Raw genomic sequence first — 6,923 nt, 5'->3', positions numbered from 1 at the left:
GTCGAGTACGTCGAGCGCCTCGACCCCCGCGGCGAGCCGGGCCGCCTGACGCTCATCTCCCGCATGGGCAACCACAAGGTGCGCGACGTGCTGCCCGCCATCGTGGAGAAGGTCGAGGCCAGCGGCCACAAGGTCATCTGGCAGTGCGACCCGATGCACGGCAACACCCACGAGTCGAGCACCGGCTACAAGACCCGCCACTTCGACCGCATCGTCGACGAGGTCCAGGGCTTCTTCGAGGTCCACCGCCGCCTCGGCACGCACCCCGGCGGCATCCACATCGAACTCACCGGCGAAGACGTCACCGAATGCCTCGGCGGCGCCCAGGAGATCTCCGACGACGACCTCGCCGGCCGCTACGAGACGGCCTGCGACCCGCGCCTGAACACGCAGCAGTCACTCGAGCTCGCGTTCCTCGTCGCGGAGATGCTGCGAACCGACTCCCGTCCTCCGTACGAAGCCCTCACCGCCTGATCGCTGCGCCTGCCACCGCACCCACTCCCGGCCGGGGCTCCTCGCCGATCGCGCTCACCACACCGGCGGGACGCTCCGCGTCGTCCGGCCCAGGCGTGAGATCACACGGAATCAGCCGAAATGCCGATGTCGTGAGTGGACGGTCCCGGGAACTCTGGATCACATGATCTTCAGTTTTCCTGCCGGGCTGCTGCTCGGCGTGCTGACCAACCTCGGACAAGGCGTTCTCCCCGGCAGCTTCAACTCCCTCGCCAACTCCGGCGCCGTCTGGGTCGTCGCGGCGTTCGTCGCCGGCGCCCGGTCCCGGCGCCCGATCCTCGCCGGCACCCTGACGCAGGTCGGCGCGGTCGTCGGCTACTACGGGTACGCCGAACTCTTCCGCGACGGCATGGGCGACCTCCACGCCCCGTCGGTGTGGCTGGCTCTGGCTTTCCTCGCGGGACCGCTCTTCGGGACAGCCGGCAGCTGGTGGCGGCACGACCGGGGTTGGCGGCACTGGACAGGCGCGGGGGTCCTGGGCGCGGTGTTCGGGATGGAAGGCCTGTGGCACCTGTTCGTGCTCGGCTACCGCGACACCGGGATCACCGCCTGCGCACTCGCGGTGGTGTTGCCGTTGCTGATCTCGCGCAGCCGATGGCAGGCCCTGGCGGTCTCAGCGGCGCTCTCGTTCGTCGCGCTGGGTTGCCTGCTGTCGATCTCCCACGTGACCGGCCTGTGAGTGATCAGTTCAGGACGAACGTCCTGATGCTGCGAGCCGGCAGCTGAGCGTTGAACGTCCCCCCGGAGATCGTGAAGTTGTTGTAGTGGGCGAGGTTCGCGCTCGCGTTCGTCAACCAGGTCGAGGCTGTCGCGGAACCGGTGTCGCGGATGGTGAACACGTGGTCCACCGGCGACGTGTTCTTGTTGATGGCCACGATCACGATCCTGGACCCGCTCTTGAACGCCGAGATGTAGACGTTCGCCTGCGGGTTCGCGGTCGCGGTGATCCGCGAGTAGCCGGGGCGGACCCACTTCGCGAAGTGCGCCATGTTGGCCCCGCGCTTGCTGATCTGCCCGTCCTCGCGCATGGGGCCGTAGGAGCGGCGGATGTACCACCACACGTAGGTCTGGAACCGGCCGTCCACCAACGCCCGGTGGATGTGCTCACCCACGTCGAGGGCCTGCGGCCACAGATCGGCGGAGTCGCTGCTGTTGGGGTGGTAGACCTCCGTCATCCACAGCTCCTTGCCGGCGCCCTTCTGCCGGAAGAGCGGGTAGGGGAAGTCCGCGGGCTGGGTGCCGTAGAGGTGCGCGCCGATGATGTCCACGTTCGCGAGCGCGGCGGGGTCGTTGAGGATGGGGTCGGAGAGGTTCTTGCGGTACTGGAACGACTCGGGGGCGATGACCCTGGCGTTGATCGCACCCGCGTTCTCGCGCAGGAACCGCACGATCTCGCCGGACGTCCACGCCGTCCACTCGTGCGCGTAGTCCGGCTCGTTCTGGACCGAGATGCCGTACAGGTTCACCCCGTTGCCCGCCATGAAGGCGACGAAGTCGTTCAGGTGCTGCGCATAGGCGCCGTATGAGGCGTACCGCAGCCTCTTGCCCCCGGAGAAGCTCTCGGTCATCGAGGCGGGCGGGTTCCACGGCGAGGCGATGACCTTGGCCCCGAGCTCGATCGCACGCCGCGCCGTGGCCACCTCGCGACTCCAGTTGGCCCTGTCCTCGTGCACGGGGATGCGCAGCACGGTGAAGCCGAGCTGCCCCGCGCCGTTGCCGAAGGCGGTTTCGCGCTGGGCGGCGGTCAGATCGTTGATCCAGACGGTGTGGTTCATCCCGCCGAAGCCGAGGATCGTCTGCTGCACGTTCGACGGTTCGACGACCACCGATGTCGCCGCGGAAGCCGGTGCCGCCGTGGCGAGCACCGGCAGCGCGGCGCCCGCGGCCAGCAGCGTCCGCCGGTGCACGAGCGGCGACTTGTTCTCCGAGTGGTCTCGACCTGCCGTCATGACGTCTCCAGGAGTTGATCTCGTTCACGGCTCAAACAACTCGAATTCCGCCTGACCGTCACCACGACCAGAATCGGACGAGAAAGCCGACGACCCAGTCGTAACAGCGGCCGCATGCACGGTCAAGGCGTTCGACAGTCGAACGAGTCGAATACCGGAAATGCGCTGCGGTGATATCCCTCGCGCTTTTCGACGCAGCATTTGGTCGAAGCCGCTCCAGTGCGACGGCGCGGTCGTCGCAGGCGTCCGGAACCGGGTTGGTTCCCGGCGGGTCGCTGAACCCGGCCCAGCGCTGGACCAGCTCCGTTCACCCGGTCGAGCGACAACCGCGAAGTTCCGGTGTGGACCGTTCAGCGAAAGGTCCCCGCCTGCGCTGTTCCGGCAGCGGTTCGGGCTGGTACGCCGGGGTACTCGGCGGGCATGACCGCAACTCCCGCACATTCCGATCCCAACCGCAACGCCGGGATGAAGGGTGGCGGTGCTCCCCGCGACACGCCGCCCGACCCGGATCCCGCCCGCACCCCGGGCCTGGAACGAGGTGGCGGCGTCGCACCGGGCGACACCCCGCCCGACTCCGGGCAGACCTCCGGCTTGTCCCATCCGCAACCGATGCCGTCGCGCAAGGCTCCGATCGTGACGCTGGTGGCGATCGTGATCCTGACCCTGCTGACGCTCGCATTCATGGTCGCGACGCTGATGGGCTGGTTCACCGCGTTCTGATTCCGATCGGCGTCGGCGGCGAGGAGCTCCGGCGGCGCGGTTCCCGCTGATGGTCGCCGTACTCGCCCGGTGAGCAGCACCGCGACGACCCCACCCGCCCACCTGAGCCCCGCAGCCACCCGTGGCGGTACGACGCCGTATCGAGGGCACGGAGGCCGACGTCGTGGGCTGGCATGAAGCGACGGGGTCACAGTCCGACGCGGCGCAGCGCCCGCATCAACTCCTCGCTGTGGCCGTAGGAGGCGGTGAAACGCTCGAACCCGGAAGTGAAGTCCAAACCCAGTTCGTGGTGCAGATGGCGCAGTTCGACCAGCAACCGGGCAGCCAACGGGTAGTCCGCCCGCCGGTCGATCGCGACGCGTGCCGCCCGCGCCAGCACCGCGCCCTCGGACACCGAGATGCTCACCCGTCGCCAAGTGCGAAACCACGCGCGTACACCTCGTCACCGGCCCGCGCCACCACGTCGTCCTCGTCGAACCACAGCACACCCCGCATCCAAGCCGACCGGCTGGACCACCCGCCGCGCGGGCAGGCTTCCACCGACACCCCGCGGCAGGGGCAGGTGTGTTCGCCCATTCACGCTGCCGCGTCATGCGACACCGGCCGGGAATCGGTACCAGATCAGCCGCGCCGGCGGGAAGGCCAGAATTCGACGGGAATTCCTGTTCATGCGAATTGGCGCGGACCGCGGATCCGCAGTCCGCGCCTTTTCTCATGCCGTCGCTTCTCCATCAGCCCGGTAGAGCAACAACACGTCGACCGTGTACGCCGGTCGGGTGTTTCCCTCGACCTCGACCACGACGGACAACACAGCCTCGGTGAAGCCACGCGGACGCGACTTCGCCGAGGCCAGGACGGCTCTGGCCCGCACTCGGCCTCCCACCGGAACCGGCGCGGTGAACCGCAACCTGTCGACGCCCTTGTTGACGAAGAACGAGGCTCCGTCCACGCGGAGGATCTGGTCGAGCATCGGTACGAGCAGCGACAACGTGAGGAATCCGTGCACCACGGGGCCACCGAACGGGCCTGCGTCGGCCGCGGGACCCGGCTGGTGGATCCACTGGTGGTCACCTGTGACTTCGGCGAAACCATCCACAGCGGACTGGTTGACGGTGTGCCAAGAACTGGTGCCGAGCGTGTCACCCACAGCCTCGAGCAGTTCCGCCGGCCTGGTGAAGACCCGCTCCGTCATGGCGCGGTCACGACGAGAACGGCGTTCTGGCCACCGAACCCGAACGAGTTGCTGACCGCCACCCTGTGCGGCGCGAGCCGGGGTGCCTTCGCCACGACGTCGAGCTCGATCTCCGGGTCGAGCGTCTCGAGGTTCGCCGTCGGCGGGACGACGCCCTCGCGCAGCGCCAGGACCGTGCACACGGCCTCGATCGCCCCCGCGGCACCCAAGGCGTGTCCCATGACCCCCTTGGTGGAAGTCACGGCAACACGATCGCCGAACAAGCGCTGGATCAGCTTCGCCTCGGTGGCATCGTTGATCTTCGTCGAGGTGCCGTGCGCGTTGACGTGGTCGACATCCGCCGTCGTCAGGCCCGCGTCGTCCAGCGCCGAGCGGACCGCCCGCTCCACCGCGTCACCGGACGGGTCGGGGGTCGTCGCGTGATGGGCGTCCGCCGACGCGCCGTATCCGCTGATCATCCCGTGCACGCGGGCACCTCTCGCCCTGGCGTCGGCGACGCGCTCCAGCACGAGGACCGCGGCTCCCTCCGCCGCCACGAAGCCGTCACGACCGGCGTCGAAAGGCCTCGACGCGGCGTCCGGTTCCGAGGCGCGGCGGGACAACGCGCCCATCCTGGCGAACCCCGCGATCATCGTTCGACCGATCGCGGCCTCCGCGCCTCCGGTGATCACCACGTCGCAGCGTCCGCTGCGCAACAGGTCGCGTGCTGTCCCGATCGCCGTGGTACCCGACGCGCAAGCCGTTGCCGTGACGAGGTTCGGACCGCCGGCACCGCACTCCATGGCGAGGTGACCCGCCACCATGTTGGGTGCGCACATCGGTACGAGCAGTGGGGAGACCGCGCGCGCACCGGCGGAGTCGAGCTGGCGCTGCTGCAGTTCGTACGTTTGCACACCACCCAGCGCGTTGCCGAGCACCACGGCGACCCGTGCGCCATCCCAGGTCGTCTGGTCGAGACCCGAGTCCTGCAGCGCCTCCCGCAAAGCCACGATCGCGAGTTGCGCCGACCGGTCCAGCCTCCACGCCGCACTCCTGCCCAGCGCGGCATCCGGGTCGAATCCCGCCACCCGGCACGAGAAGTCGACCGGCAGGCCTGCGAGAAGCGGGTCGTGGCTCCCCGCCGCCTCCCCCGCGAGAACACGTCGCCACGAGGACTCGACACCGATGCCCACCGGGGTCACCAGGCCGAGTCCGGTCACAGCTGCTGCGAAACCCGCACCCGGCCACGACATCAGGCGGCGACCGTCCTCGCGTCGATCAGCTCCGCGACGTCCTGGACGGACTGGTCGGGAGTGATCTCCTGCTCGTCCACCTCGACGCCGAACTCCTTCTGGGCCACCATCGCCAGCTCCACCAGCGCGAGCGAGTCGAAGTCCAGCTCCTCGAACGTCGCCGTGCCGCTCACGCGTTGCTCGGACGCGCCGAAGTGCGAGACGAGCAGCGTGGTCAACCGGTTCAACGTGTCGTTGTTGCTCATGATGTGGTTCTCCAGGATGTGAGCGGGATTCGATGACGGGTTCGCGGCTGGGTCAGCCGAGGTCGATGTCCGGCCAGGTGATCACGGTGGAGCCCCATCCGAGACCCGCGCCGAAGGAGGTGATGAGGACGCGGTGGCCGGGGACGATGTCGCCGGCCGCGGCCGCGTCCGCGAGGACGAGCGGGATGGAGGCGGCGACGGTGTTGCCCACACGGTCGACGTTCATGACGACACGTTCCTCGGGCACTTCGAGAGTGCGCGCCACCGCCGTGAGGATCCGCGCGTTCGCCTGGTGGCAGGCGAACCTGTCCACGTCCTCGATCCGCCAGCCGGCCTGGGCGAGCACCTTGGCGGCCGACTCGCTCATCCTCGTGACGGCGTTGCGGAACACCGGCTGGCCGTCCATCCGGAAGTGGACGTCCGCGGGGTCGAGGGGCTGCCCGGAACCGCGTTGCCGGGATCCACCGGCAGGCACGATGAGCAGTTCCGCGTTCGTGCCGTCCGAGCCCAGGTCGAACGGGCCGAGCGCGCCCGGCTCGTCAGCCGTCCCCGCGCGGAGGACCACCGCGCCCGCACCGTCACCGAAGATCGCGACAGTCGTGCGGTCGTGCGGGTTCAGCACAGTGGTGAAGGTGTCCGCGCCGATCACCAGCACGCGCGAGGCGATGCCCGCGACGATGTGCCCGACGGCCGTCGCGAGCGAGTACACGAACCCAGCGCACACGGCGTTCAGGTCGAAAGCCGGCACTCCGGTCAGTCCGAGGCGACTCGCGACCTCGGGGGCGGTCGACGGGCACGGGTGGTCCGGTGTCGTGGTGGCCACGATCACCAGGTCGACGTTCCCCCCACCCGCGGACTTCAGCGCACGGGCTCCCGCCTCGACCGCGAGGTCCGAGGTCGACGTGCCCGGATCGATCACACGGCGCTCCCGGATCCCCGTCCGGGAGCGGATCCATTCGTCCGAGGTGTCGAGCTGCTGAGCGAGGTCGTCGTTCGTCACCACCCTGGGCGGCAACCACGTACCGATTCCACACAGAACTGCGGCACGGCGATGATCCGCTGTCATACGTTC

10 protein-coding genes are annotated in these 6,923 nt (G+C 69.0%); 3 read left to right on the top strand and 7 right to left on the bottom strand.

Features of this window, described 5'->3' with window-relative positions; translation table 11 throughout:
- Together BLQ91_RS21760 and BLQ91_RS21755 are read left to right on the top strand one after the other, a co-directional pair.
- Positions 1 to 474: 3-deoxy-7-phosphoheptulonate synthase (locus tag BLQ91_RS21760; RefSeq protein WP_143022752.1), on the top strand; the 474-nt coding region annotated here is incomplete at its 5' end.
- 163 nt (positions 475 to 637) lie between these two features.
- Entirely contained in the window at positions 638 to 1,192 is a 555-nt protein-coding gene (locus BLQ91_RS21755; RefSeq protein WP_090099170.1) for a DUF6518 family protein, read from the top strand.
- 4 nt (positions 1,193 to 1,196) lie between these two features.
- On the opposite strand, the gene xynC is transcribed toward BLQ91_RS21755, so the two are convergent.
- Positions 1,197 to 2,462, bottom strand: a complete 1,266-nt coding sequence (gene xynC, locus BLQ91_RS21750; RefSeq protein ID WP_090099168.1) for a glucuronoarabinoxylan endo-1,4-beta-xylanase XynC — start codon at positions 2,460 to 2,462, stop codon at positions 1,197 to 1,199.
- A gap of 465 nt (positions 2,463 to 2,927) precedes the next feature.
- Between xynC and BLQ91_RS21745 the strand changes: the two genes are divergently transcribed.
- The gene (locus tag BLQ91_RS21745; RefSeq protein WP_090099166.1) at positions 2,928 to 3,182 is read left to right on the top strand and encodes a DUF6480 family protein; all 255 of its coding nucleotides are present in this window, start codon (positions 2,928 to 2,930) and stop codon (positions 3,180 to 3,182) included.
- 187 nt (positions 3,183 to 3,369) lie between these two features.
- On the opposite strand, the gene BLQ91_RS21740 is transcribed toward BLQ91_RS21745, so the two are convergent.
- The 6 genes from BLQ91_RS21740 to BLQ91_RS21720 all read right to left on the bottom strand — a co-directional run bounded on the left by BLQ91_RS21740 (position 3,370) and on the right by BLQ91_RS21720 (position 6,917).
- A complete protein-coding gene (locus BLQ91_RS21740; protein WP_090099164.1) occupies positions 3,370 to 3,588 on the bottom strand; it encodes a hypothetical protein in 219 nt (72 codons plus the stop codon).
- Positions 3,585 to 3,758, bottom strand: a complete 174-nt coding sequence (locus BLQ91_RS41520; RefSeq protein ID WP_176959881.1) for a hypothetical protein — start codon at positions 3,756 to 3,758, stop codon at positions 3,585 to 3,587. The genes BLQ91_RS21740 and BLQ91_RS41520 overlap by 4 nt, the downstream gene beginning before the upstream one ends.
- Positions 3,759 to 3,894: 136 nt before the next feature.
- Entirely contained in the window at positions 3,895 to 4,374 is a 480-nt protein-coding gene (locus tag BLQ91_RS21735) for a MaoC family dehydratase (RefSeq protein ID WP_090099162.1), read from the bottom strand.
- Positions 4,371 to 5,573 carry a beta-ketoacyl-ACP synthase II gene (locus BLQ91_RS21730; protein WP_090099160.1) on the bottom strand — a complete coding sequence of 401 codons (1,203 nt, stop codon included), beginning with the start codon at positions 5,571 to 5,573 and terminating at the stop codon, positions 4,371 to 4,373. Before BLQ91_RS21730 ends, BLQ91_RS21735 begins: the two co-directional genes overlap by 4 nt.
- Positions 5,574 to 5,605: 32 nt before the next feature.
- Complete coding sequence (locus BLQ91_RS21725; protein ID WP_090099158.1) at positions 5,606 to 5,851, bottom strand: acyl carrier protein; 246 nt, start codon at positions 5,849 to 5,851, stop codon at positions 5,606 to 5,608.
- A gap of 52 nt (positions 5,852 to 5,903) precedes the next feature.
- The gene (locus BLQ91_RS21720; RefSeq protein ID WP_090099156.1) at positions 5,904 to 6,917 is read right to left on the bottom strand and encodes a beta-ketoacyl-ACP synthase III; all 1,014 of its coding nucleotides are present in this window, start codon (positions 6,915 to 6,917) and stop codon (positions 5,904 to 5,906) included.
- Positions 6,918 to 6,923 lie beyond the last annotated feature (6 nt).

Origin of the sequence: Lentzea jiangxiensis, from assembly GCF_900104175.1 — a bacterium.
Classification (GTDB): Bacteria; Actinomycetota; Actinomycetes; order Mycobacteriales; family Pseudonocardiaceae; genus Lentzea; species Lentzea jiangxiensis.
Note: the sequence above shows the minus strand (reverse complement) of the source record. Positions and strands in the feature narration are given on the sequence as shown.